23 protein-coding genes are annotated in these 24,328 nt (G+C 46.9%); 6 read left to right on the top strand and 17 right to left on the bottom strand.

All coding sequences use genetic code 11. From position 1 onward, the window contains the following. Positions 1-96: 96 nt before the first annotated feature. From AC1DM9_RS25790 to AC1DM9_RS25750, 9 genes are all read right to left on the bottom strand, one after another. The gene (locus AC1DM9_RS25790) at positions 97-897 is read right to left on the bottom strand and encodes a peptidase associated/transthyretin-like domain-containing protein (protein ID WP_477582948.1); all 801 of its coding nucleotides are present in this window, start codon (positions 895-897) and stop codon (positions 97-99) included. Then, positions 890-1,468: a Pvc16 family protein gene (locus AC1DM9_RS25785; protein ID WP_477582946.1), complete on the bottom strand. Its 579-nt coding sequence runs from the start codon at positions 1,466-1,468 to the stop codon at positions 890-892. Before AC1DM9_RS25785 ends, AC1DM9_RS25790 begins: the two co-directional genes overlap by 8 nt. A gap of 167 nt (positions 1,469-1,635) precedes the next feature. Continuing rightward, positions 1,636-3,852 carry an AAA family ATPase gene (locus AC1DM9_RS25780; RefSeq protein WP_477582944.1) on the bottom strand — a complete coding sequence of 739 codons (2,217 nt, stop codon included), beginning with the start codon at positions 3,850-3,852 and terminating at the stop codon, positions 1,636-1,638. Positions 3,853-3,883: 31 nt separating this feature from the next. Next, on the bottom strand, positions 3,884-5,104 hold the full coding sequence (locus AC1DM9_RS25775) for a PP2C family protein-serine/threonine phosphatase (protein ID WP_477582942.1): 1,221 nt from the start codon (positions 5,102-5,104) through the stop codon (positions 3,884-3,886). Positions 5,105-5,141: 37 nt separating this feature from the next. After that, positions 5,142-5,486, bottom strand: coding sequence for an STAS domain-containing protein (locus AC1DM9_RS25770; protein ID WP_441879062.1), 345 nt, complete (start codon positions 5,484-5,486; stop codon positions 5,142-5,144). Further along, positions 5,483-5,962, bottom strand: a complete 480-nt coding sequence (locus AC1DM9_RS25765) for an ATP-binding protein (protein WP_339207663.1) — start codon at positions 5,960-5,962, stop codon at positions 5,483-5,485. The genes AC1DM9_RS25770 and AC1DM9_RS25765 overlap by 4 nt, the downstream gene beginning before the upstream one ends. A gap of 133 nt (positions 5,963-6,095) precedes the next feature. Next, complete coding sequence (locus AC1DM9_RS25760; RefSeq protein ID WP_339207661.1) at positions 6,096-6,800, bottom strand: response regulator transcription factor; 705 nt, start codon at positions 6,798-6,800, stop codon at positions 6,096-6,098. Beyond that, on the bottom strand, positions 6,797-7,654 hold the full coding sequence (locus tag AC1DM9_RS25755) for a sensor histidine kinase (RefSeq protein WP_441879065.1): 858 nt from the start codon (positions 7,652-7,654) through the stop codon (positions 6,797-6,799). The genes AC1DM9_RS25760 and AC1DM9_RS25755 overlap by 4 nt, the downstream gene beginning before the upstream one ends. A gap of 23 nt (positions 7,655-7,677) precedes the next feature. Beyond that, positions 7,678-9,087, bottom strand: a complete 1,410-nt coding sequence (locus tag AC1DM9_RS25750; RefSeq protein WP_477582940.1) for a copper resistance D family protein — start codon at positions 9,085-9,087, stop codon at positions 7,678-7,680. 149 nt (positions 9,088-9,236) lie between these two features. Here AC1DM9_RS25750 and AC1DM9_RS25745 point away from each other — a divergent pair, with 149 nt between their 5' ends. Then, positions 9,237-9,395, top strand: coding sequence for a hypothetical protein (locus AC1DM9_RS25745; RefSeq protein ID WP_339207657.1), 159 nt, complete (start codon positions 9,237-9,239; stop codon positions 9,393-9,395). A 64-nt stretch (positions 9,396-9,459) separates the two neighbouring features. Here the strand turns inward: AC1DM9_RS25745 and AC1DM9_RS25740 are convergent, their stop codons facing one another. Beyond that, positions 9,460-9,894 carry a gamma-glutamylcyclotransferase family protein gene (locus AC1DM9_RS25740; protein WP_477582938.1) on the bottom strand — a complete coding sequence of 145 codons (435 nt, stop codon included), beginning with the start codon at positions 9,892-9,894 and terminating at the stop codon, positions 9,460-9,462. Between the two features lie 50 nt (positions 9,895-9,944). On the opposite strand from AC1DM9_RS25740, the gene AC1DM9_RS25735 reads away from it, so the two are divergent. The 3 genes from AC1DM9_RS25735 to AC1DM9_RS25725 all read left to right on the top strand — a co-directional run bounded on the left by AC1DM9_RS25735 (position 9,945) and on the right by AC1DM9_RS25725 (position 14,034). Then, complete coding sequence (locus AC1DM9_RS25735) at positions 9,945-10,826, top strand: helix-turn-helix domain-containing protein (protein ID WP_477582983.1); 882 nt, start codon at positions 9,945-9,947, stop codon at positions 10,824-10,826. 109 nt (positions 10,827-10,935) lie between these two features. Beyond that, positions 10,936-12,222: a glycoside hydrolase family 27 protein gene (locus AC1DM9_RS25730; protein ID WP_477582936.1), complete on the top strand. Its 1,287-nt coding sequence runs from the start codon at positions 10,936-10,938 to the stop codon at positions 12,220-12,222. Positions 12,223-12,654: 432 nt separating this feature from the next. After that, entirely contained in the window at positions 12,655-14,034 is a 1,380-nt protein-coding gene (locus AC1DM9_RS25725; protein ID WP_339207654.1) for a Glu/Leu/Phe/Val family dehydrogenase, read from the top strand. 138 nt (positions 14,035-14,172) lie between these two features. Here the strand turns inward: AC1DM9_RS25725 and AC1DM9_RS25720 are convergent, their stop codons facing one another. Beyond that, complete coding sequence (locus AC1DM9_RS25720; protein WP_477582934.1) at positions 14,173-15,492, bottom strand: VWA domain-containing protein; 1,320 nt, start codon at positions 15,490-15,492, stop codon at positions 14,173-14,175. A 158-nt stretch (positions 15,493-15,650) separates the two neighbouring features. Here AC1DM9_RS25720 and AC1DM9_RS25715 point away from each other — a divergent pair, with 158 nt between their 5' ends. Further along, positions 15,651-15,953, top strand: coding sequence for a hypothetical protein (locus tag AC1DM9_RS25715; protein ID WP_477582932.1), 303 nt, complete (start codon positions 15,651-15,653; stop codon positions 15,951-15,953). Positions 15,954-16,020: 67 nt separating this feature from the next. On the opposite strand, the gene AC1DM9_RS25710 is transcribed toward AC1DM9_RS25715, so the two are convergent. The 3 genes from AC1DM9_RS25710 to AC1DM9_RS25700 all read right to left on the bottom strand — a co-directional run bounded on the left by AC1DM9_RS25710 (position 16,021) and on the right by AC1DM9_RS25700 (position 18,771). After that, entirely contained in the window at positions 16,021-16,983 is a 963-nt protein-coding gene (locus AC1DM9_RS25710) for an aldolase catalytic domain-containing protein (protein ID WP_441879082.1), read from the bottom strand. Positions 16,984-17,228: 245 nt separating this feature from the next. Then, on the bottom strand, positions 17,229-17,975 hold the full coding sequence (locus AC1DM9_RS25705) for a GTP cyclohydrolase II (RefSeq protein WP_477509380.1): 747 nt from the start codon (positions 17,973-17,975) through the stop codon (positions 17,229-17,231). Between the two features lie 31 nt (positions 17,976-18,006). Beyond that, complete coding sequence (locus AC1DM9_RS25700) at positions 18,007-18,771, bottom strand: DODA-type extradiol aromatic ring-opening family dioxygenase (RefSeq protein ID WP_441879086.1); 765 nt, start codon at positions 18,769-18,771, stop codon at positions 18,007-18,009. A 147-nt stretch (positions 18,772-18,918) separates the two neighbouring features. Here AC1DM9_RS25700 and AC1DM9_RS25695 point away from each other — a divergent pair, with 147 nt between their 5' ends. Continuing rightward, the gene (locus AC1DM9_RS25695; protein WP_076267930.1) at positions 18,919-19,242 is read left to right on the top strand and encodes a winged helix-turn-helix transcriptional regulator; all 324 of its coding nucleotides are present in this window, start codon (positions 18,919-18,921) and stop codon (positions 19,240-19,242) included. A gap of 72 nt (positions 19,243-19,314) precedes the next feature. On the opposite strand, the gene AC1DM9_RS25690 is transcribed toward AC1DM9_RS25695, so the two are convergent. Genes AC1DM9_RS25690 through kdpB form a run of 3 tightly spaced genes read right to left on the bottom strand, consistent with a single transcriptional unit; the run spans position 19,315 to position 24,314 of the window. Further along, positions 19,315-21,636, bottom strand: a complete 2,322-nt coding sequence (locus tag AC1DM9_RS25690; RefSeq protein WP_477582929.1) for a histidine kinase — start codon at positions 21,634-21,636, stop codon at positions 19,315-19,317. A 4-nt stretch (positions 21,637-21,640) separates the two neighbouring features. Continuing rightward, on the bottom strand, positions 21,641-22,249 hold the full coding sequence (gene kdpC, locus AC1DM9_RS25685) for a potassium-transporting ATPase subunit KdpC (protein ID WP_477582927.1): 609 nt from the start codon (positions 22,247-22,249) through the stop codon (positions 21,641-21,643). A gap of 31 nt (positions 22,250-22,280) precedes the next feature. Beyond that, on the bottom strand, positions 22,281-24,314 hold the full coding sequence (kdpB, locus tag AC1DM9_RS25680) for a potassium-transporting ATPase subunit KdpB (RefSeq protein WP_477582925.1): 2,034 nt from the start codon (positions 24,312-24,314) through the stop codon (positions 22,281-22,283). Between the last annotated feature and the right edge of the window lie 14 nt (positions 24,315-24,328).

The following is a 24,328-nucleotide window of genomic DNA, read 5'->3' as shown; positions in this document are numbered from 1 at the left end:
TCTCCTCTCTGAATCTATTTATGTATTAGGTAATGGCAGGCATATTTCTCCCGCGTCAACCCCAAGACCAATTGGAATGCGTCAGAATAGTTAATCCTACTGAAGGACTAAAGTCTGCGCTGATACTACTTCACCCGCTTGCGCCGTCAACTCGGTCGCAGCGCTGCCATGTTCATTAATTGCAAACACTTTAATAGGAAAGCTGGTGGGCAGTATGCCGCGAAATGGAAGAATAACGATACCGTTATTTGCACTGCTCGTTTGAACAGCAGGCAATAATAGCGCGCCTCTTCGATAGTTTTCCTTCAATGGCTGCTCGAATCGCAGTCCATTGCCGGGCAAAATCTCAGCTACACGCACAAGCTCCTCATTGCCTTGACCGCGAAGCAGCAAGCTCTCGCCTGCAACCGTCTGTCCCTGCAACTGCCCCACTGCTGCTGTATCTGCACCAGCAAGCAGCGAATCTTGCATAATTCTTCCTCGTGCTGCGGCATCCTCGCATATGTAAGCCCAAACCTCAGCATCAGCACAAGGTCTGCTAGCGGCATCACATAACTCAAAGGTGACAGCTGTCGAATTTGCAGGATAAGCATATTTGGGACCAGGCAAAAGCGGTACTGTAATCATTGGGTATAATTTTGAAATAGAAGCGGTTTCAATCTGTTTCCTGTAGGGTATGAATACAGATGATGTAACGGAGAGCACATAGCTGCCAGAGGGAAGGTCAAGAAACAGAAAGGTCCCGTCAGGCTTCCGAATGGGTTTCTTATGAATGCCCTCAAGTGAAACGGATAACGCGGAAGGTGCAAGCAGCCTTCTTGTCCATACGTCAACTGGCGATACAACAAGCGAGCAGCGAGTTACCCTCGTTGAACGATGGTGTGACATATTAGCCACCGTCCTTTTCCTCAAGCACAATATGACGCTCGACAACTCGCGAAACCGGCTTCACACGATTCGAATCGAGCATGACTGGGCCTACGCGATAGACGACAGAAAGCTTGTACGGCGTATCACCGAACTGCCAAAGCTTCAGTAAATCTTCGCCTTCCATGCTGACTAGATTCATCCTTATCGCACCGTTTCCTTCAGCAAGCGTGCCTTCAAGATATGTACCGCTGAGTACGGCATTATCATAAAAGACCTGCATAGCACGACCTAATATCCGATGCTCGTCCAATGCACGCGTTAATCGATTCGCACTCGAATGCGCTGTCATTAAAAAATAAAAATCAAGCGCCTGCGGCGGGTACTGAAGCATGCCTCCACGATCCACCATGCCCGTCCGGCGAGATTCGCCATTTTCCTTAACGTTGAACAAAAACAAGGAAAGAGCTAGATCGCCTGCATCCCGGGGCGAAGCCATTCCGATCAACTCGGGACGCGGCACTGGGTCAGGCGTAAGATGATCACGTAGCAAGCGCAGCATGCTGGCTTCCAAATCCGCAATAACCGTATATCCACCCATCAGCCTATCACTCCCAAAAAAATCAAAATGGTATTCGATTTCTATTATAGCTTCTCTACTACCAATTGACTACGCAAAATTACTCAATTTATGTCAATTTTCCTGACTTCGTGAACCAAATTCAGTAAAATTACTACATTTTACAACAAATTATTGAGAAAAACTTGCTAGTTATATGGTTCGAACGATTCTTTCACGACAATTTTCCCCATCTTGTGGAGCTCTTGGCGTGTCGCACGGACCATATGCCTCATGCCGATTAAAGCTTGCTCTGAGGCAGCCATAAACGCGGCAGACAGGACAATATTTTTAATATGACCGCCCGATGCATCGATGCGCGCTGCTAGAAATGACAGATCAAGGTCAGGATCAAGCGGCGCATCCTTAGGCAGCAGCGAGCGGAAAATTTGCTCCCGATGGGCTGCATCCGGGAATGGAAAGTTAACGATTACCTGCATTCTTCGCAAAAAAGCTTCGTCCATATTTTGCAGTAAATTGGTTGCTAGAATCGAGATACCCTCGAAACTTTCAATGCGCTGCAGAAGATAGGATGCCTCCATATTCGCGAATCTATCATTTGAATCTTTTACTTCCGTTCGTTTGCCGAACAAGGAGTCTCCTTCATCAAAAAACAGGACAGCGCCGCTGCTTTCCGCTTCAGCGAACAGCTCTCTCAAGTTTTTTTCCGTTTCTCCGATATATTTGCTCACAACGCGTGACAGATCAATACGGTAAAGCTCTAGACCCATCTCTCCCGCAACGACCTCGGCTGCCATCGTTTTGCCCGTGCCAGGAGGCCCAGCAAACAACATGCTTAAGCCTCGACCATAAGGCAGCTTATGACCAAAGCCCCATCGATTAAACACCGTTTCGCTATGCTTATGCCTGCTGCACGCATCCTTAAGAAGCTCCAGCGGCTCCTCTGGCAATATCAGATCATCCCATCGCCGAACTAGCCGTTGCTTCTCCGCAAGCTCGGACAAACGATGCTGAACCTGTGTTCGCGAGGCATGGGCATAATCATCAAGTGTAGGGAACTCGTGCTTGTGATGGTAAGCTAGGCGATCTGCTTGTTTGCTCATTCCCTCGATCTGCCCAGCTGTAAAAGCATACTTATCGGCTAAATGTCTGAGCAGACTACGATCCGCTCTTTCATCGCTGCAGCGCTGCCAGAGCTGCAATCGCACTTCTGCGTTAGGAACATGCACAGTGTGGCTCGTTAATGCAGAAAACGCTGGAAGCGGCAGCTGTGAGGCACGCCTTTCTACACGCGTCAGCCATAACACGACAGGGAGCCTTGCTAATTCTATATAGTTAGTAAGCGCCTTGCGAACCCTTTCCTGCTGATGAGGCCAGCCCTCAGCTGCGCTTCTTTCACCCTCCCCCTCATCGAAGCATAAAACAGCTACAGATAAGAGCGATTCACGTACAATATTGTTCAACTGCTCCGTCATCGCATCTTCATCCTTAGCAAGCTTGTCTAGCTTGACAAGCAGCAGCGGCTGCTCCAAAGACTGAGCCAGATGTCTGGCATGCAGCTTTTTGCCGGCGCCCGAAGGTCCGCTTAACTGAATAAACGGTATTTCATACTGCTCATTCTCATCATCTTGAGTGAATGCTTTGTCTCCCTTGAAGGATCGTTCCCTTTGCACAATTTGCAACAGCATGTCTTGAAGCTCGAAATTAAACGCCAGCTCTGGAGCTGACCTCGCCCCATCGTATAAGGTACAAACGTCTTCAATTCTGGAATCCAGCTTTTCAGTATCCAGCAGAAACGAGATAATACGGGCGTCCATGCGCAGCGGCTGCTTCAGCATGCTTCTCTCAGCGGGTACTGCCGCTCTGCCTGATCTCAGTACAAATCTGCCAAGGGTCGAATAACCTGCGAGCAGCGAACGAGCATGATAAAACTCTTCTTTCGAATCTCCTAACAATCGCAGCGCAAGCTCCGCAGTAGGCACCCGCAGCGTAACGTCGTCATTCAAATAGCCAAACCAGCTTTCATAACGTGAATCAAGCTCAGCTGCAAGGCATAACATAACGCAGCGTTTTTCCCATGTCGAAAGACGAAGAGTCCATGACAAATAAGCGAACGGGAGCCTTGCTCCCTCGCTTACGCTGTCATGGATGTGCTGTGAAAACTGTCGTTCCGCCTCTACGCGAAATTGTCTAAACGAAGCTAGTGCATCTTCTTCCTGTAAAGACTCGTTTCCTAGAAACGATCGTTCTATATCGATAGCATTAACGACGAGGCCGCGCATTGACATTGGCGTTTGACCATCGATTTCCTTGCTCTCAAAATCTGCAAGAAGAACTCGCAGCCCTTGTTCCAGCAAAGCGAGCTCGTCACGTAAATAATCGAATCCTGTTTCATAAAATCGCATGATGGTTCACCCTTATATGAATGCATTACGCTTATCGGCGCATGAGGCAAAGTACCGCAATATCGTCGGATTGTGGAGCTCCGTCCGCGAACATGAACACGTCCATCAGCAGCGCATCGATGATTTCAGCGCTAGAATAACCGGACGTTTGAGATAAGAAATTTTGTAAACGACTAGTGGAATACTGCTCTTGCAGTTCGTTCTCAGCCTCGGTAATACCATCGGTGTAGAGGACAAAACGATCGCCATGCTCAAGCTCGATGGTCTGATTCCGATAAGTGAATTCCGGGAAAGAACCAAGCGGGATGCCTTTGGGGAGCTTAATCGGCAGAACGGAGCCGTCCGCTTTGACAATGTAAGGAGTACAATGTCCGCCATCGCTAAGCACAACCTCGCCAGTCGCAATGTTCAGCACGCCGCATATGATCGTTGCGAATAGCTGCGCATTGTCCGTACAAAGCTCATCGTTGACCATTTCCAGCAGCTCGCCTGGCGACAGCTTCGCATTCATTTTCCCTTTAATTAACGAAAGCGTCATCGCCATGAACAGCGCAGCCGGTATTCCTTTATCCGACACGTCACCTAGTGTGAAAAACAGATGCTCCTCGTCTATTTTGAAAAAGTTGTAGAAGTCGCCTCCTACCTCTTTCGCTGACTTCAACAGTGCACAAACGTCAAAAGGTTCATTTGCGGAAGGCATTGTCGTAGGAAGAAAGCTGAGCTGAATGCTGCCGGCAATTTGCAGCTCATTCTCAAGGCGATCCTTGAGTGCTGTTGCCATTTGCAGCTCCCCCACCGACTCCTCAAGCGCTTCATAGAGTCTAGCATTATCCAGTGCTAATGCCAGAGGCCTTGCGAACTGAGTAAGCGTCTCATGATCTGCCCTACTAAATCGAGCTCCGCCGATCTTAGCGGTTGCTTCCAGAACACCCACCTTGCGGCCTCTCGCCATCATCGGCACGCTTACCTTATCGCCGACGCTATGATCCATGGTTTTTGTAAGCTCATTATCTTGCGAATCCCAGTCATCGACCAGACCAACCGCTGCCTCTTCTGCGAATATAAGCTGCTTCGCTGCTGCATTTACCGAATTTATTAGCTCCGGCTGATGCAGCGAGGAATGAACCTGCGTGCTTAAATCATACAGCATTTCCGCACGCCTCAGCTTTGCGGTAAGACGACGATTGCAAACGAATAAATATGCCGCAGCGCCAAGGCCCGCAGCTCCGAATATTAAATAGAGTACTGACAAGACCGTTACCGCCTCTCTAGCTTCAGCTGAACCATCATTAAGCCCCTGCTCCCAGTTTGACTAGCGCTTCTTCCCGTGTCTTCGCCATATCCAATATGGTTGTAAAACCCGACATTTCAAATACATCATAGACTTGCTCGCCGAGACATGCGCAAACCATCTGTCCTTTAGAGGCTCTAAGCTTCTTAGCCGCCACCAGTATAACGCGCAGTCCCGCACTGCTTATGTATTGCAAATCCGTAAAATCAAAAATAAATTGCTGCTTGCCTTCTGCAAATAGCTTCAAGAAAGCTTGCTCCGCTATCGTCGCATTATTTCCATCCAATCTTCCCTCTAGTGGAATAATCGTAATGCCATTTAACTCCGTTGCTTGAATGTTCATATGTCTGCTTCCTCCCGCTTATCGCCATTGCTATTAAGTACGAATTGCTTGCGCATGCGGAAGCGATTCAAACCGCCCGCATATTCATAATGAATGTCATCCATTAACCTTTTCACAAAAAAAATACCCAAGCCGCCAATCGGACGATCCTCCAGCTCGAGCTCTAATAGTGCTCTAGGATCAGCCTCCTGCAGCGGATTAAAGGGAACGCCCCCGTCTTCTATTTTCACTTCAACGCTGGTTGGTGAAGCTTGAATAATGACGTCAATATGATGCTCTCCCCCAGATGGGAAGCCGTAGTTTACAATGTTGATGACAAGCTCCTCGCATGCTAGAGACAAGTCGAGAACTGCGCGTTCAGACCAGCCCGCCTCGGCACCGATTTGTTCAAGCCCTTCATTCAGACGCTGAAGCTCATCCAGCCGATTGTACAGCTTAATTTCACGATCGATGGGAAATTGCCAATCGTTCGACATTTACTACCCCCCAAATTGAATCTGACCTATACGAGCAGAAACTAAGCAAGATATGAATCTAGTAGTTCTACGAATTTTGTTGGAATCCTGCTATTTTTGTCGAATAGTTTGAAGTGCATCCTCAGCAAAAGTTTTAACGTTCAACAAGCCCCTGCTCAAAGGCGTAAATCGTCAACTGTACGCGATTAGCGAGATGAAGCTTTTGCAAAATATTTTTCAGATGGTTTTTTACCGTATGCTCCGACAAGCACAGCTCGCCTGCAATTTCACGATTGGAAGCGCCTGTAGCCACCCGCTCAAGCACTTCTTTCTCCCGGTCGGTCAGCGGAGTCGTAATAATAGACGCATTTTTATCCAGCGTTTGAGGTTTATTCACAAGATGCTTCGTCTCCTGCGGCTTCATTTTCGAAAATTCCTGCAGCATGCGAAAGGCAAGCTCCTTCGACATCGGTGCTTCATCTAAAGATATCGCTCGCAAATATTCCATCCATGAGGATGGCGCAAGATTTTTGAGCAAATAACCCTGCGCTCCTCGCTTAATCGCTTCGAATAAATTAGTAATGTCATCGGAGACCGTGACCATGACAATTTTTAATGAGGGCATGAGCAGCTTCAGCCGCTGCGTCGCTTCGAGTCCGCCAATGCCAGGCATATTAATGTCCATAAGCACCAAATCGGGCTGTAATTCTTCGATCGCAGCGATTGCCTCCTCGCCGCTTGCCGCTTCCCCTATTACTTCAAATGAGTCATCGCTTAATACTATATCGCGTATGCCTTCCCGGCCGTGGGGATGGTCATCTACTAAAAAAACGCGTACCTTAGCCGTTTTATCCGTCATTTGGCATCACTCCTTCCGATGATTTCGACTTTTGTACCCTGCGGTTTCGTCTGCTGTACCGTCATCGTCCAGCCCATCGCAGCTGCTCGCTCCTGCATCATTTTGACCCCATACTTGCCTTTGCCGTGAAGCTTCTCCTTCTCAGCCCCTATACCATCATCGAGAATGGAGCAGCGGAAAGTATTTGGCGTCATATCGGAGCTTCCGACTCCTTCACCTTGAATGACAATTTGTTTTGCTTTCGCATGCTTCTGTACGTTCATAAGAGCCTCACGCATAATGGCCAGTAATTCGACCTTCTGCTTATAGGACAACAAGCCGTCCTGTACATGCCACTCCACTGTTGTTTGAATGCCCGAGGTCTGTTCCATTTCAACGGTTAAATGGTGGATGCTTTGCATCCATGACATATCGGCTGGTAAAGGCGCATCGTGTAAATTGGCAATAGATTGTCTGACGTCATCATATACATGCCTCACGGTTTTTCTAATCTGATCCGTCGTTTGCTGTGCATCAGAAGCGGACTCCGCCCGCTCCAGCTTGTCCAGCTTAACCGATAGCATAAACAACGATTGTGATATGCCATCATGAAGCTCGCGAGCGAGCTGCTCACGTTCCTCAAGAGCCGCCTTGACAATACGCTCGCGCTGCAGCGTCTCTTGCGTTTGCTCCAGCTTAGCGAATAACGCACGGAGCAGCGTCAGCGAAATAATAAAAACAAAAACAGGCGCGAGCAAATTGCCGAGATCCATCGAAATGAACGGGAGCAGCAGTGCGTGGCGCAAATACTCCCATAGCCCGATAGCGACCGTCGGAATCCATAAAATTAGCCATTTCAGCCATTTATACGACATCTGCTCAGCTCCCTTTCTCCCCATTAGTCATTCCGAAACGGAATCAACTGCTTCGTTACTGCGCCAGTCTGATCCGTAATGATCAGTTCTGCTTCCCATGCCCCGCGTGTAGGCAGCTCGAACTTATCGGATTCATAATCCGTTTCTAAAAACCCTGGGAAAGCTAAATAATTTTCCCCGCTGGCGCCGCGCACTGGAACGTTGATATCCGCTTTCTTCGGATTGTCCGGCGTACGAAGCAGAAATTGTACAGATGCCGGCGAACCAAGCGTCTTAGGCAGCCAAATTTTTAATTTTACGTCATTTGGACCAGGTCCATTTGGCGTTATGATTACCGTGTAATGGAGCGTTTCACCCATTTTATGATAGGATAACGGCTCTGTATCGGGAACCGGACTTACGTAAGTGAAGATGCTTGCAAGAATCAGCACCAAAGCCATCAAAAGTCCATCCAGCTTCAGCAGCTTGCCGTTAGGCAGCTTTTGCTGTTTGGCACGCCTATGCAGCAGAAATCCAACGCAAGCAACAATCAGTACCAATCCTGATTTGGCAAGCAGCATGAACCCCCAGCTTGTATAAAACAAATAGCGCCAGCTTGGAAGAAGAAGTGCCGTCATGCCAATTCCACTAATCGATAGGAGCACTATTGTCAGCCATGCGACCTTCGTAAATCGCTCGGCGAATCTCCCTGCCTCCTTGCGATCAGTCCGCCACAATAGCAATAGCAGCATTAATCCGCCAGCCCACAAAGCAGAGCAGACGATATGTATGAAGTCGAACACTATAGCAAACGTATTGCTTGGAAGTGCATTAACATGCCCATTAAAGCTTTCAACCGCAATAAGCAGCAGAGCCCAAATCATTTTGAGTGAATCATGCATTCGCAGAACCGTAAATCCAAGCAGCGAAAGTACGATCAGTGCAAGCCACGATTGTCCGGTGGACGTCTCCGTCAGCAAGCGGACCCATTCATTCGAATTACCGCCGTCATATCCCTTCATTAATTGACTCGCATGAACAAATACGAATAGCAACACGGCAAGCAGCAATCCTCTAAGCGAATAGATGCTCCATTTTTGCACGAGCTTGCTCAGAGTGGATTCCTCATCCTTTGGCAGCGTTATGGACCAAAGCATTAATCCAGCAGCGAACATAAAGGCAGCATAATAAATCGCTCTAACCGTGTAAAATAAAGCTTGCGAAACGGTTATTCCTGCTTCTGATTGTGTCCCGTCCGAATGATTATGGCCAACCTGCTTGTGAGGATCAAAATTTGTTTCTTCCATTCCGGAATACAGCTGTGCAAAAGCCTGCGGCGGCGATACCCACAAAGAAGCAGCAGCGGCGATCAGAAGAAACAATAGTACCATTGCCATATATTTCGCCCATCTGCCGGACGCCATTTGTTTTAGTTGGAGCAAATATTTTCCCATAGATGTCACATCCCTTTATGTCATACTGTTTCAGTGTACTCGACCGCTCTAAAAAGAACAATTGCAGTTCGGTCAAGCAAAAAAGTATAGCAACCTACTTTTATGCCCATTCTACTATTAAAACCATGAATTTAAGGACGTGAACCCTAATGATGGACAAGGACTATCATCTCGCTGAATTAAATAACCAAAGCGATGCGCTCGATGCCATTCGCAAGCTGGAGCAGCAATTGACTAAAACTTATGGCTCAGAAGTCGCATTAATTGCTTATGCCGCAGACGCAGATAATGAAAAAGATAAAGCCTAAACAGCATATTAAGGCGTAATCAACGGCATGGCTCCTGTGCAATTCACAGAGGCTATGTCTTTTTTTATAAAATGCCCCTTATTTTACGAGCGAAAAATAGCGGCCAGTATTCATCCGCGATTGCCGGGCAGCCTCTATCGGATTCCCAAACGTACACCCAGCCTGAAACAAGCTTATCCTTTGCGTCAGCAACCCATACCCTTTCATAATCATTTTGCTCCTCGTGACCATAAAATTGCTCGAGCTCATCCATGGATGCAAGTCCTTCTCTATCGACGACTATCCATTGACCGCTTATAATACTATTGCACTCTTTAGCAATAGCATCTCGAACGGCCGCTGGATAATCTCCGCAATCCACCAGTCTCCCTGCGATCTTTCCAGGTCGAATCGATTGCACATAGGATGAAACAAAATGATGATTGCTTTGACCAGGCAGTAACGAACCGTAAATAAAAACAGGTATTTGCCGCATCTCTTCTCGAGCACCTTCCATCATGAAATACTAGATTGAAAATCCGTCTTCCTTCGAGGTGATTATTCCAAGTGATGATGAATCAGCCCTACGGTGTATATGGTTATCGATTTCAAGACCCGCCGCAGCTTCCCATCTATCAGTTATTTGCAACCGGCTATCAAGAGGTAACAGAGACTAACTACTGCTGGGACGGGATGAAACGAATTGACGGCCCGCTTTACTTATTCCAATATACCGTCTCCGGCTTCGGTCAATTCAGACTCGGGGATGAAACGCATGATCTCTATGCAGGCAATGCTTTCCTTGTAGAAATCCCTGGAGATCATCACTATTGCTTGCCGCAGTCGAGCGACCACTGGACTTTTTATTTTGTATTATTCCGCCAGCAGCATATGCAAGCGCTGTGGTCTGAGCTGCTGCATGCCGTCGGTGCCACACCAACATTTGAGCCTATAAGCGCTGTCGTTCGCAGCCTTCAACATTTATATGCAGAGGCTCGCAGCAATCGTATTCAGAACAGCTACCAAGCATCATCTCTTATTTATCGTCTTATGATGGAACTGCTGCAATCAAGTACGCTGCAGCAGCAGGAGAAAATGAATTGGCCACTACAAATTAAGCAGGCAACAGCTTATATGGAAGCTGAATTCCATCGTTTGCAAAGCTTAGATGATGTCGCAGCTGCGGCTGGATTGTCTAAATATTATTTTACGCGAATGTTCACGAAGACGACAGGCATGTCACCAATGGACTTTGTAACGAAGCTCCGAATCGAGAAGGCTGTTCAGCTGCTTAGGAGCAGCAGCCTCACGGTCGAAGAAATCGCTCATACGGTTGGTTACTCGAGCGGCAGCTACTTTAGTAAAGTATTTCGAAGCCGCGTCGGCTTCCCTCCTGCTGATTTCCGCTTAGCCAAGGAGCTTCCTTCAATCGATCGTTTACAGTTCGATTGAAGAGCAATATTTTACATATCAACGCAATAAATTACGCTAGTCATCGACTAACGTTTCGTTTTACGATTGTCGTATAGAGCAATATTACGATAAGAGAGGACGAAATCAAATGTATACAACTTCCAAACATCATCACTATGCAGCAACTCCGCCTATGGGCTGGAACAGCTGGGACTGCTATGGCGCAAGTGTGAGAGAAGACGAGGTTCGCGGAAATGCGGCATATATGGCCGAACATCTGCGAGATTATGGCTGGGAATATGTCATTGTTGATATTCAGTGGTATGAGCCAGGGGCAAATTCGTCCCAATATCGTCCTTTCGTTCCGCTTGAGATGGATGAGTATTCCCGCTTGCAGCCCGCAGCTAACCGATTTCCATCCGCTGCGAACGGTCAAGGCTTCAAACCTCTAGCTGATTATGTTCATTCACTCGGGCTAAAATTCGGTATCCATATTATGAGGGGCATTCCTCGTCAAGCCGTTCATGCAGACACCAGCCTGCTTGGAACAAACATAACCGCTCGCCAGATTGCACATCCGAATTCGATCTGCCCGTGGAACACAGACATGTATGGCGTTGATGCTTCCAAAGAGGGCGCACAGCAATATTATAATTCGTTATTTGATTTATACGCTTCATGGGGTGTCGATTTCGTTAAAGTGGATGATATTGCCGCTTCCAGAATTTACGGCATTCATTTGGATGAAATCAAGCTTATTCATCACGCAATAGAACAATGCGGCAGACCGATGGTGCTTAGCCTATCGCCTGGTCCTGCTCCTCTCGAACATGCGGGTCCGCTTGCAGAGCATGCGAATATGTGGCGAATGACAGATGATTACTGGGATTTGTGGCACCTGCTTTATGAGATGTTTGAGCGCTGCGAGAAGTGGGCGCCGCATGCTCGGGATGGAGCGTGGCCGGATTGCGATATGCTGCCGCTGGGGCATTTGGGCATTCGTTCTGTAGATGGCGGAGGCAGCGATCGCTGGACAAGATTTACACGGGACGAGCAGGTAACGATGATGTCGCTATGGGCTATTTTCCGATCGCCGCTTATGTTTGGCGGTGAAATGCGGGACAACGACGAATGGACGCTGTCATTGCTCACAAATGAGGAAGTATTATCCCTTCATCGGAATGGACGCGGTGCACGCCAGCTTTATCGAGAACAGGACCGTATTGCATGGACAGCACAGGGCGATGATGCATTGTACGTTGCTTTGTTTAATGCGAGTGATCAAGAGGATACGGTTGCCGTGACGCTTGCGCAGCTTGGTTTAGCCGATGCTCCGCTCGTACGCAATCTTTGGACACAAGAGAATCTCGGGAGCTTGAACGAGCTGTCATTCTCTCTGCCTCCACACGGATCGTTATTGCTCAAATTAACATAGCATATTTAATGATCACGCTCGGCCGCCAATTGTTTATTCTAACAGGAATTTCTGCTGTTAAACTCGCTCAAATGCTGCTTCTACCATGCTTGAAACGGAAAAACTCCCGTTAATTTCTGCAAAAGACCACTAATGAGTCATTTGCATCGAAATAAGCTGGAGTTTTTCCTGTTATTTGTGTTGCAAGGCGTTTATTCGCTAATATAACGGGAAGTTTTCCTGTTACCCAGCTTAATAAGAGTGGATTCGAAGCTGAATCCCTATGATTTTGTAACCATTGGCACATCAAGCTTTCCCTAGTTTTGGCTTATAACGTTCCAATATGTTACAGTTAGAGTTCAGTTGCTAGCGTATCTGCCTCATATCCTTTGGCAATTATACGCTGCAGCTTGAAAAAATCTCATTCCTGAATACATAGGAGGTCGTTTAGTTATGGCAAGCCAAACAGGAGCCATCGTACAGCAATCCTTAAACGCACTAATGGGAGACCCTGCTTTTTTACCAAATTTACAAGCTCAAGCACGTGAGCAAGCATTCTTATCACTTGCTGCTATTCTTTCCACGCCAAATAAAGTTCATAAAGCTTTTTTGCGCATTACGGTAGATAACGGCAATGTCGTTCGAATTCCGGCCTATCGCATACAGCATAACGATACACTCGGGCCTTATAAAGGCGGAATTCGGTTTCACGAATCCGTAAGCGAAGATGAAGTAACAAATCTAGCTGCGCTAATGACGCTCAAAAACGCGCTTCACGAGGTGCCTTTCGGCGGAGGTAAAGGTGGAGTCGTTATTAATCCACGCTCCTATTCCGCTAGAGAGCTTTATCTCATTTGCAAAAAATACGTGCAATATTTCAGTGACGTGCTTGGGCCTGACAAAGATATTCCGGCACCTGATATGGGAACCGGCGAGCGTGAAATGGACTGGATGATGGCCGAGTACAAAAGCATTCATCCTGGTCATCCTTACCTCGGCAGCTTCACCGGCAAAAGCGTCATTAACGGCGGGTCTTTAGGCCGCAGAGAAGCTACCGGAAAAGGCGTTTATTTCACTTTCCGTTACATGCTTTATGATTTTCTTAAAGAGCAAAGCAGCTGGCTAGCTGGCAGCACAAACCCGTTTGTGCAAACCGCGTTAGCGCATGCGGACAAGCCGCTGTCGATCGCCGTTCAAGGCTTCGGCAACGTTGGTTCAGTCGCTGCAATGGAAGCATATAAATGCTCTTATTTAAACAATAAAGTAGTAGCTGTAAGTGATCGCAACGTCACGTTATACAATCCAGATGGTCTCTCTGTCCCTTCATTGCTTGAATACGCATCGCTTCACCAAGGTGATTTGCCTTCCGACGAAGCCGCGCTGTCTGAGCTTGATATGAAAGCCCAAATTCTTGGCCGCGAAGAAGTCCTTTATTTAGATGTAGATGTGCTTATTCTTGCTGCACTTGAGGAGCAAGTTCGCAAGGACAACGTCGATCAAGTAAAAGCCCGCATCATTGTGGAAGGTGCGAATGCCCCTGTCACTGGCGAGGCTGATGAGGTGCTGACTGCAAAGGGCACCATCATTATTCCCGACATTCTTGCAAACGCCGGCGGTGTTATCGTCTCCTATTTCGAATGGCTGCAAGGGAGAGAAACCCAATTTTTCACCGAGGAACAGGTGTATAAGATGTTGTATGAGAAAATGCAAACAACGTTAAACGGCATTCTGCCCGCTTTCTTCGGCGACCCTTTCCCGCTGCGTCAAAATTGTTATAATCATGCGGTTATGAAGCTGTCAACCGTGCTGTATCGTCAAGGCAAGCTTTATTAACATGCCTTCCTGACTAGGTATCTGCATGCTCCTTTAAGAGCTTCTTAGTCATAAATGTGACTTTACAGATTCAAATAAAGGGCAATCCCTCAACCAGCTTTGGCTGCCGAGGAATTGCCCTTTTTATAATGAAGAAAACTACTGCTGAACATAACGATTAATGACTTCAACAAGCAAATCATTGAGCAGCTTAACCTCATATTCGCCTACTGCTGGCTCTAGGTGATCACTGCCAATACCGCTGTCATCGGTTAAAAACAAATACGTGCCGCCCGTCGCTGTTGCCATGAAACGCATCAAATATTCCGTCTCTGCACTCACTCCGCTAGAAGCTACAGGTATAATTCTAACCCCTTGCTCTGCCGCATCCTCTGTAAGCTGCTTTATCTCGTCGATAACCTGTGGTTCATCATGAGGCGGTGCGTCTAGAACGAGAAACAGCAGACGCGCTCTAGCATCCTTGCTCCACTCATGCTCATGAAGCGCATCGCGCAGCGCCTGATCAACAGCCTCGGGATAATCTCCGCCCCCATCCGCCTTTTGCTTGCTAAATTGATCTATCACTTTATTTATGTCCGTAGTGAATGGATACGGCTTGACGATATAATCATCATGCTTGTCTTTGTAAAAGTTTGCGCTAATACGAATACCAAGCTGATTTGCATGCTCATCGGACACTCGCTTCACAACATCCTTAAGCTCCGCTTCCAAATAATTTAGCTCATCTTCCATGGAGCCTGTCGTATCCACAACAAACATGATGTCTACCTGATCTGACAGCGCTGTACTTTTACTTAAATCAACTTTAATGCTGCCTTGCTGTGGGATGTCGATCTCCTGCGTCGTCTTGCTTTCTTGACCCGATTGCACTTTAACAGTATAACGGCCTAAGTTCGCCGTATCACTTTCAAATAAACCTGCATACACATAGGCTCTGCCCTCCGTGTTTGTACGCGCCTTCCATATCGTCTTCTTGCCTGCGTATAGTTCTACCTGTGCATCTGACAATGCTTTGCCTCCAGCTGTGACGATAACCTCAAGGCGGTTAAAATTCCAGAACTGCCATACCCGCTTGCTGCTATCCCCTTCTTGCGAGTTGAGTAAATTGCCAAAGCGATCCCAAGCAGCTATATCATCCCATTCGCCAGCAGTTAGTTGCCCGGCCTGCTCTATTTTGTCTGGATTTGAATACCCGCGTTTGCCCCCCTCTTTTTGTCTTAGAGGCTCCACACTAATGGATTTTCGATCCTCACCACTTGTAGTAGCTTCTCCTTTGCCCGGAGCTACACTCTCCGAACTGCTTTTGTATTCCATGTCTCGGTTACCACTGTTCGAGGCATCATTCTTAGAGGAAGAGCACGCGCTTAATACAAGAAACAGGGAAAGCAAAACAACGGTAATCCAGCCCAATCTTTTTCTTTGTCTAACATCCTTGTTGAGAGAATGACCCGCTTTCATTCCTTCAGCCCCTTTTTATTTATATTTACGTTTCCTAATCTGACGATTATTGGAAGTGTAATGTTGCATTAATAAGCCAGTAACATTACAATCGTTAACAGACATGCTGCGAGTCCCATGATCGGCTGCATGAAGCAATTATTCAGGAGGACTTCACCTTGGAAACATTCGAATTAATCGCATTTGAAATGACATATCAGCAAAAGACGATTCAGCTTTCTTTTACTTCCGCTGAGCTCGTTCGAGTTACGGAGTATGGGGATCGATTATGGTACGTGGATATAAATGGCGTTGGCGATCGTGAGCTATTAGCATGGTTTGGCAGAAATGAGGATATCGGAATTGAGCTTACTGCTGTCGCCAGCAGTGGGCAAACCTTCCGAGGCAAAGGCTATTTTCATCCGAATGAGCCTCATCAAGCTGCTGTTGTTCGGGGCGATGGCGAGCTGCTTGAAACATAATGCACACAAAAAAAGAAGCTAAGATAAGTCATGTTAATGACTTGCCTTAGCTTCTTTTGATTTATTATTATTTGCCGTGAGCAATTTCAGGCGTTGTAAGGCGATCATAAAACTCTACGCCTTTGTCTTTGTCTGCAGAATCACGAAGCGCCATAGCGGAACGTGGATGCTCATCCAAAATACCTGTAATCATGTAAGGAATGATGTAACCCCATTCTTCCTTCTCGCGAAGCGGAACCATATACTTCTCGATCATATCAAGGACAGGACGGATGTTGTATTTCGTGTTTTGAAGCTCAGATACCAATAGCTCCGTGTTGCAGTTGCCCGCTGCGCGGCCCATGCCATAAACAGATGCATCAAGCAGCTCAACGCCATGTTCTGCTGCTAGCAGCGTGTTAGCAAATGCAAGCTGCAAATTGTTGTGTGCGTGAACGCCTAGACGTTTGTTAGGCAAATGCTGACGGAACTTGTCAACGAGGTAGCTCATATCGCTTGGCTTCAAGCTGCCGTAGGAGTCAACGACGTAAACAACGTCAACAACGCTCTCATTGATAAGCTGGAAAGCTTCAATAAGCTGGTTCTCCATTACGTTAGAGAGAGCCATAATGTTAATTGTCGTTTCATATCCGCGATCATGGAATACTTTAACCAGCTCAAGCGCTTTATCTACATCTTGGATGTAGCAAGCAACGCGAATCAGATCAAGCAAGCTCTCGCTGCGCGGCAAAATGTCGTTCTCGTCAACTCGACCGATATCAACAAGTGCGGAAAGCTTCGTATTTCCTTTGTTAGGGATGACTTTTTTCAAGAAATCATCATTTAGAAAACGCCAAGGTCCTGCACTTTCAGCACCCTTAAGCAGTTTTGGAGAGTTTTTGTAGCCGATTTCCATATAATCGACGCCGGCTTCGTTCAAGCTTTGGTACAAATGCTGAACGAACTCGACACTAAAATCCCAATTATTTACGAGTCCGCCATCACGGATCGTGCAGTCAACAATTTTACAGTGGCTTGTTTTTGATTGCATGCTTTGTTACTCCTTTGATGTGAACATGAGTTCATTTTATCTCATCATACTTGAAAAGAAAGAGGAACGCAAAATAATTTTGTCGTTTTATGGTTAATTTAGAAGCAGTTTTGTCTACTCTGCAAACACCTTCTAGGTCAGCGATAGGACATCTACTTTGACTATTATGACCAATGTTCAGACAAAAAAGCCGTCTCAACGAATTAACGTAGAAACCGGCTTCTTTGGCTGCTTTCACAAATAAATTATTTAACAAGCGTATGAGGCTCTTGTCCATAATGACCCGATCGCTTCATTTTTGTTTGGATATATTTTTCATTATAAGTAGAGGAATTGCCCCATAATGGGACTCTTCCCGCCACGTTCATACCCGATTTGCGCAGTGCATCCACTTTCCGCGGATTGTTGGTAATGATCGATACCGGGTGCTTACGCAGCAGCTTCAGTACAGCAATTGCATCACTATAATCGCGTGAATCATCTGCGAAACCAAGCTCTGTATTCGCATCAACCGTATCGAGCCCATCCTCTTGAAGCAAGTAGGCAATCGCTTTACTGAACAAACCGATTCCACGGCCCTCATGATTGGCTAAATAAAAGAGCGCCCCCGTGCCGTGCTCTATTATGATCCGCATCGATTGCTTTAACTGAAAGCCGCAATCACATCTTGCGCTTCCGAAGATATCGCCTGTATGACAGATGCTGTGCATCCGAATTAGCGCGTCTTCATTATTTTCAAAATCGCCATATACGAGAACGCTTGATTGCTGCAGATCCGCATAAGAGAAACGATTTAAATCATCAACGAGCTGCTCGGGAGACAGCTCCTCGCCTGCTTCTTTGCGGAGCCAGCTATACCAATGAAAAATCTTAGTTTCTCCGTCAAGGTCGACGGGAAGCTTCACAGGACCGATCACATAAATGTCATCATTGCCGCTTTGCGTTCGTTTTAGTTTGTTTTTAATAAGTGCTGCTATATTAGGTTTAATCATGCTAGTTCACCTTCTCTAAAAGTATACGCAATTAAAATTGCATGCATAAGTAGCTTAGCGTACCAAATTCATAGCTTCGATAAATGACCTTTGGAGCTGACTCCGGGCTGCCGCTTCCTAAAGCTATATATAATGGAACAAAATGTTCTGCACGGGGTACTGCCATTTTAGCATGCGGAGCAAGCTGTTCATACTGAAATAGCGAATTTGTATCGTGCTTATTCATTTTTTCTATTAGCCAATCATCAAACTGGACAGCCCAGCTCTCCGGCTCCTTCTGTCCCCAGTTTACAGCACGAAGATTATGAACGGTCACGCCGCTGCCTATGAGCAAAACATTTTGTGAGCTTAAGCTTCGCAGCGCCTCGCCAATTCGGAACTGCTCCTCCGGAGCTCGATATGGATTTACAGAAATCTGCACGACAGGAATGTCTGCATTCGGGAACATATGCTTCAGCATCGTCCATGAGCCATGATCCAGTCCTCTTTCATTATCATATGCTACCTGAATATTTTTTTCGCTCAGCAAATGGCCAACATGCTCAGCGACTCTTACTGAGCCTTTAGCAGCATATTTGATCTGGTAGAGCTCATCAGGAAAACCATAAAAGTCATAAATCGTTTCATATTCATCATCCTTGGATGAAATCGTAACGATGTCCGTCTCCCAATGCGCTGTGAAAATAACGATCGCATCCGGCTTTAGACTCGCACCTGTTTGTTTCAGAAATTCGCTATATTCATTTTGCTCGACAGCGAGCATCGGTGATCCATGCGCTAGAAATAAAGGATTCATTGCGGTACCTCCTTAAATTCACTTACTATTTGTAACTAATTATAATTTTATAACTAAAGATAGTCAAGTAATTAACATTATCCAAGTGTGCTTGTATAAATAAGATATTGGAGTTATACTTATTAGAAGTAAAAAGAGGTGATGCGCATGGATCAATCTAACCTTTGTCCCCGTTTTCAGAAGGGAATGGAACTTATAAGCAAGCGTTGGACCGGCCTTATCATATTCCAGCTTTTGTCCGGCCCGCAGCGCTTCTGCGCCGTTCAGTCCGCCCTTCCGATCAGCGGCAGATTGCTGTCAGAACGTTTCAAAGAGCTTGAGAATGAAGGTATTGTCGATAGACATGTTTACCCTGAAATACCTGTACGCATAGAATATTCATTAACGGAAAAAGGCCTTGCTCTTGAGCCGATTATCCGTGAAATACAAGTGTGGTCTCAAGACTGGATTGAACCGATAACCAAAGTCTAATCCATCCTACACAGCATAAAAGGGATTATCTGCTCAGCGGGGTTTAAGCGCTGACTAGATAATCCCTTTTTTTTAATGTTTATCCGTAATCCGGTTCGCCACAATGAGCATATCCATATGACGGCCGGCTTGCAGCAATTCACGGACGATATTGCCGCGAAAGCTTGCATACCACGCCTTTCTGCTAGGCTGCCCGACGATAAGCTGCGTTGCTTTGATGCGATTGGCTGCCGTTAGAAGTGTACCTGCAATATGCTCCCTGCTCTCCGCTTTGGACATTTCAAATACTCCGCCAAGCCTCTCGGTCAGCTTCATCAACAGATCACGCTTATTGATCGCCTCGTCTGTCCAAGGTGCGCCATCCTGCACATGATGCACATGCCAATGCGCCTTCAGCCGATACGCGATGCGGAAGCCCCGCCGAATAAGCCGCTCTGCGTCCGCGAGAATATCGATGCCGACAAAGATGACCTCTCTTCGGCGCAGCGTTCCACGGAGCGTCTGATTGCGATCCCATGCTTCAAGCCGTTCATCCACATCATCAGCAAGCTCGCGAAGGGCAAGCTCTCGCAGCGCAATTAAATTGCCCGTCGTGAAAAAAGCACCAAGCGCTTGTTCTACTTTGGCTTTGGCATATATTTTCCCATCTCTCATACGCTGCTGCAGCATTTKCGGTGTCACATCGATCAGCTCTACTTGATCTGCCAGCCTTATAATCGCATCGGGTACCGTTTCTCTAACACGAACGCCAGTAACCTGCTCAATGGCGTCATTCAAGCTTTCAATATGCTGCACATTCATCGTCGAAACAACCGATATTCCCTTCTGCAGCAAATAAATGACATCCTCATAACGCTTCTTCCTCAAGCTGCCCGGCACATTCGTATGAGCTAACTCATCCACCAGCACAACATCGGGATTTCTGCTAACTATCGCTTCAACATTCATCTCTTCGAGCTGAGTACCTCGATATTGAATCGTTTGCCTAGCGATTATCGGCAGCTCTCCAATCTGCTTCAATGTATCCTCGCGCCCATGTGTTTCCACGATGCCAATAACGACATCTATACCTTTCTGATACATCATGTTCGCTTCAGCAAGCATCCGATACGTTTTCCCGACGCCTGGCGCCGCCCCGATATACAGATTGAAGCTGCCTCTTCTCATGGATTCCATTTGCTGCTCGCGCTCATCTGGGCTGAACCTTCGAAACAACGCTTTCCGCGAATCACTTCTTTGCTTAACAGGCAAAATCCGCTCGCCTTCTTGCTCTGAGCGGTCTGCCATAAGAAATAAATCGATCTGCTTGAGCTTGCGCAGCACGCTGTCAACAATCGATCCCTGTTTCAGCTGCTGCCATCTGCTCTGCTTGGAATGACCCATAACGATGCGAGTAACCTGATGCTCCTCCGCGTACCTTACTAGAGCGGACGGCAAACGACGGCGGMTTTGCAACGGCAGCTCCTCAAATGTGCCCCCTACTTTAACTGTAAGCTTCTTTATTGAAGCTTTAAACGCCTGCTCTTCCTTGGACAGTTTTTTTTGCGGCTCTTTAAAGGAAACGACTACGACATCTCCATTAAGCCTGCGGGCAATTTGCTGCCCTCTTCTTACATATAAAGAGCCGTTCCAATGATATTGTGCGGTTACCAGAATACGCTCGGAAGCACCCGACGGACCCGTAAGCCCCATCTCCTCCCGATGCTTCTCCAGCGACTCATTGACTCCCTCTGCGACGAGCCGCAGCGACAGCTCTCTCAGCACCGCAAGATTTCCCCGCAGGGAAATTGCAGGATCGGGCTTAACGCCGAGCGTTCCATCCTCAAACCGCTTAAGCATCGTTTCAGGCGATACATCAATCAGCCTAACCTCATCAGCTAGCTCAAGCGTATGAGCAGGCACGGTGCAGCTCGGACGAATTCCCGTCCATTTGAGAACAGCCTGATCTACACCCTCGAGCTCATACACATTGATTGTTGTAATAACGCTTATGCCCTTGCCAAGCAAAAAAATAATATCTTCTAGCCGCGTTTGAAACTTTGCATCAGTTCGATTGCGATGGGCTAGCCCATCTATGAGCAGCACCTCAGCGTCCCTCTCTACCAAAGCATCCAGATCAAGATCCTTTTGCTCTGCACCATCCTTCTGCCAATGGATGCTTGGCACACGCTCGAAAAGCTCAATCAATTCGAGCGTCTCCGGACTCTGCGGCCTAGGAACCGCGCAAAGAACAACATCAATGCCATCTCGCTTCAGCTCTGTTCCTTCTCGCAGCATATGATACGTTTTGCCTGAACCGCTTACCGCTCCAATGAGTATTTTCAGACGTCCTTGATGCAGCTTTGCGATGGAGAGCAGCAGCTCCTCTGGCGTTTTCTTTTTCAGCGGAGCCATATGGCTATTCCCCCAACATTTTTGACAATGCGATATTCAGCTTCAACACATTAACCCGTTCGTCACCGAAAACGCCTAAATCGCGGCCTTCCGTATTTGCTTTAACCAATTGCTCAAGCTCTGCTGGCGACACGCCGGTCAGCTTGCTGATTCTTGCGATCTGTACATCAGCCGACTGTGGCGTAATATGCGGATCAAGGCCTGAGCCCGAGTTCGTAATTAAAGCGATCGGCAGCTGGGAAACCGGTACATCTGGATTTTGTGCCTTCCAAGCCTCAATGGAAGCTTTGGTCCTTTCGATTAGAGCTGGATTGGATGGTCCAAAATTGTTCGATCCAGAACCGGCAGCATTATAGTCAATGCTTGATACACGTCCTTGAAACCATTTCGGATCAACAAAGCTTTGGCCGATCAGCTCTGAACCAACCACTTGGCCAGAGCTATCCATTATAAGGCTTCCATTCGCTTGCTTAGGGAACAGCAGCTGAGCTGCTCCCGTGCTTGCAAGAGGGTAAATAATGCCGCAAATAATCATAAATATGATGCTGATTCGCAAAGGTATCATTAACGATGACAACTGGAATCGTGATGCGTTTTTCGCTTGTTCATTCATATAGGTAAGCCTTCTTTCGTGTATGGTTATATTAAATCCATAAATGCACTGCAAAGTCGATGAGTTTAATGCCAACGAACGGAACAATGACACCGCCCAGACCATAAATGAATACGTTGCGGCTAAGCAATTTGGCTCCGTTCATCGGTTTGTACGCTACGCCTTTAATGGCAAGCGGGATAAGCAGCGGAATAATAATGGCGTTAAAAATAAGCGCCGACAGTATAGCAGACAATGGAGAACCTAAATTCATAATATTTAGAACGCCCATCTCTGGAATGGCAAGCATGAACATCGCTGGAATGATTGCAAAATATTTGGCGATATCATTAGCGATACTAAAAGTCGTCAATGCCCCTCTTGTCATAAGCAGCTGCTTGCCGATAGCAATGACTTCAATAATTTTGGAAGGGTCCGAATCCAAGTCAACCATATTGGCAGCTTCTTTTGCAGCAATCGTCCCGCTGTTCATAGCAAGACCCACATCCGCTTGGGCAAGTGCAGGAGCATCGTTTGTACCGTCACCAGTCATCGCAACCATTTTTCCTTCGGCTTGTTCACGGCGTATAACCGCTATTTTATCTTCCGGCCTGCTCTCCGCAATAAAATCGTCGACTCCCGCTTCATGTGCGATGGTTGCTGCAGTAAGCGGATTGTCTCCCGTACACATAATCGTTTTGATGCCCATTTCACGCAGCTGATCGAATCTTTCCTTCATTCCTGGCTTAACGGTATCCTTCAAATAAATAACACCAAAGATTTGATTATCAACAGCTACTGCGAGCGGTGTACCGCCTAATGTAGCAATCGTATTCGAAATATTTTCTAAATCGGTTGGTATGGTCCCCCCCTGTGAAGCTACCCACTTCCGAACCGCATCGACAGAGCCCTTCCGAACTCGGCGGCCGTTTGCCAGATCAATGCCGCTCATTCGCGTCTCTGCTTTGAATTCAATAAATTCGCCGCCTTCCGCAAGTGAAGCATCATAGCTTAAGCCCTGCTTCTTCATCCATTCAAGCACAGAACGGCCTTCAGGCGTTTCATCCTTAATCGAGCTAATAGCCGCCCAACCCGATAAAGTTTGAAGATTGCTGCCTCCGACAGGCACAAGCTCGCTTGCCATCCGGTTGCCGAATGTGATCGTTCCTGTTTTATCCAAAATCATCGTATTAATGTCGCCTGCTGCTTCAACAGCCTTACCTGACATAGCCAGTACATTAAACTGAGTTACTCTATCCATCCCAGCAATGCCGATTGCTGATAATAGTCCGCCGATGGTCGTCGGAATCAAACATACAAGCAGCGCAATTAATACTGGAATTTCTAAGTGGATATCCAAATAGTTAGCGATTGGTGCCAACGTAACAACTACAATTAAGAAAATAATCGTTAAGCTAGTCAAAAGTGTATTGAGCGCAATTTCATTAGGCGTCTTCTGACGTTTCGCTCCTTCAACAAGGGCAATCATCCGATCGATGAATGACTCCCCGGGGTCACTCGTCATGCGCACTTTAATTTTGTCACTCACAACCCTTGTACCGCCTGTAACCGAGCTGAAATCTCCTCCAGCTTCTTTAATGACTGGCGCCGATTCACCTGTAATCGCTGATTCATCTACGGAAGCCAGCCCTTCAATGACCTCGCCATCACCAGGAATCATCTCACCTTGGGAGACGATGAAAATATCGCCTTTGCGGAGCTCCGTTGATGATACGACTACAATAGAGCTGCCGACGAGCTTATTGGCGCTCATTTCCTGCTTAGATTTTTTGAGCGAATTGGCCTGTGCCTTGCCTCTGCCCTCTGCAATGGCTTCAGCAAAGTTTGCGAACAGCAGCGTGAAAAGCAGGATGAAAAACACGGTAATATTAAAGCCTATGCGTTCTTGAGAATTAAAGTAATTTGGAAAAATAGTCATCAGCAGAACGATAACCGTCCCTACCTCGACAACAAACATAACGGGATTTTTCATCATCGTAACTGGATTTAATTTCACAAAGCTATCGACAACGGCATGTTTAACCGCGTCTCCCGACAGCAAATTATTCTTCTTATTTTTATTCATTATCGTTCACCTCA

This window comes from Paenibacillus sp. 01T431 (assembly GCF_056398625.1).
Note: the sequence above shows the minus strand (reverse complement) of the source record. Positions and strands in the feature narration are given on the sequence as shown.

What these genes read in the sequence shown, in the direction of transcription:
- AC1DM9_RS25785 (WP_477582946.1), bottom strand. Translation starts at nt 1,468, where the DNA reads ATGGGTGGATATACGGTTATTGCGGATTTGGAAGCCAGCATGCTGCGC.
- AC1DM9_RS25780 (WP_477582944.1), bottom strand. Translation starts at nt 3,852, where the DNA reads ATGCGATTTTATGAAACAGGATTCGATTATTTACGTGACGAGCTCGCT.
- AC1DM9_RS25770 (WP_441879062.1), bottom strand. Translation starts at nt 5,486, where the DNA reads ATGAACATTCAAGCAACGGAGTTAAATGGCATTACGATTATTCCACTA.
- AC1DM9_RS25765 (WP_339207663.1), bottom strand. Translation starts at nt 5,962, where the DNA reads ATGTCGAACGATTGGCAATTTCCCATCGATCGTGAAATTAAGCTGTAC.
- AC1DM9_RS25760 (WP_339207661.1), bottom strand. Translation starts at nt 6,800, where the DNA reads ATGACGGATAAAACGGCTAAGGTACGCGTTTTTTTAGTAGATGACCAT.
- AC1DM9_RS25755 (WP_441879065.1), bottom strand. Translation starts at nt 7,654, where the DNA reads ATGTCGTATAAATGGCTGAAATGGCTAATTTTATGGATTCCGACGGTC.
- AC1DM9_RS25750 (WP_477582940.1), bottom strand. Translation starts at nt 9,087, where the DNA reads ATGGGAAAATATTTGCTCCAACTAAAACAAATGGCGTCCGGCAGATGG.
- AC1DM9_RS25745 (WP_339207657.1), top strand. Translation starts at nt 9,237, where the DNA reads ATGATGGACAAGGACTATCATCTCGCTGAATTAAATAACCAAAGCGAT.
- AC1DM9_RS25740 (WP_477582938.1), bottom strand. Translation starts at nt 9,894, where the DNA reads ATGATGGAAGGTGCTCGAGAAGAGATGCGGCAAATACCTGTTTTTATT.
- AC1DM9_RS25735 (WP_477582983.1), top strand. Translation starts at nt 9,945, where the DNA reads ATGATGAATCAGCCCTACGGTGTATATGGTTATCGATTTCAAGACCCG.
- AC1DM9_RS25730 (WP_477582936.1), top strand. Translation starts at nt 10,936, where the DNA reads ATGTATACAACTTCCAAACATCATCACTATGCAGCAACTCCGCCTATG.
- AC1DM9_RS25725 (WP_339207654.1), top strand. Translation starts at nt 12,655, where the DNA reads ATGGCAAGCCAAACAGGAGCCATCGTACAGCAATCCTTAAACGCACTA.
- AC1DM9_RS25720 (WP_477582934.1), bottom strand. Translation starts at nt 15,492, where the DNA reads ATGAAAGCGGGTCATTCTCTCAACAAGGATGTTAGACAAAGAAAAAGA.
- AC1DM9_RS25710 (WP_441879082.1), bottom strand. Translation starts at nt 16,983, where the DNA reads ATGCAATCAAAAACAAGCCACTGTAAAATTGTTGACTGCACGATCCGT.
- AC1DM9_RS25705 (WP_477509380.1), bottom strand. Translation starts at nt 17,975, where the DNA reads ATGATTAAACCTAATATAGCAGCACTTATTAAAAACAAACTAAAACGA.
- AC1DM9_RS25700 (WP_441879086.1), bottom strand. Translation starts at nt 18,771, where the DNA reads ATGAATCCTTTATTTCTAGCGCATGGATCACCGATGCTCGCTGTCGAG.
- AC1DM9_RS25695 (WP_076267930.1), top strand. Translation starts at nt 18,919, where the DNA reads ATGGATCAATCTAACCTTTGTCCCCGTTTTCAGAAGGGAATGGAACTT.
- kdpC (WP_477582927.1), bottom strand. Translation starts at nt 22,249, where the DNA reads ATGAATGAACAAGCGAAAAACGCATCACGATTCCAGTTGTCATCGTTA.
- kdpB (WP_477582925.1), bottom strand. Translation starts at nt 24,314, where the DNA reads ATGAATAAAAATAAGAAGAATAATTTGCTGTCGGGAGACGCGGTTAAA.